This is a genomic window from Vogesella mureinivorans (genome assembly GCF_007644035.1).
In the GTDB taxonomy this organism is placed as follows: domain Bacteria; phylum Pseudomonadota; class Gammaproteobacteria; order Burkholderiales; family Chromobacteriaceae; genus Vogesella; species Vogesella mureinivorans.
Genome location: NZ_VMTV02000931.1, coordinates 1 through 286 on the forward strand (window position 1 = coordinate 1; position 286 = coordinate 286).

Here is a 286-nt window from a genome sequence, read left to right on the forward strand (position 1 = left end):
GTCAGCCCGGCCCGATGCCGGTCGCCGAGGCCGATCCAGCAGATGCGCGCGGGCAGGCCCTGGAAGGCGATGCGCTCGCTCGCCATGTCCAGCCAGCGATGCAGCCCGGCGTTGTCGGGAAACAGGCGCTTCATGGCTTCGTCGGTCTTGCGGATGTCCTCCGGATCACCCGACAGCGCCGCCCAGCGAAACGGCCCGATTCCCCGGCAGAACAGGGGACGGATATAGGCGGGCACGAAGCCGGGAAAGGCGAAGGCGTCCTTCACGCCCTCGTCGAAGGCCACCC

General features: G+C 69.2%; 1 protein-coding gene. It reads right to left on the reverse strand.

The features are described 5' to 3' along the window. On the reverse strand, positions 1 to 286 hold a 286-nt coding region (locus tag FLQ44_RS21200), incomplete at both ends, for a urocanase-related protein (RefSeq protein WP_500692563.1).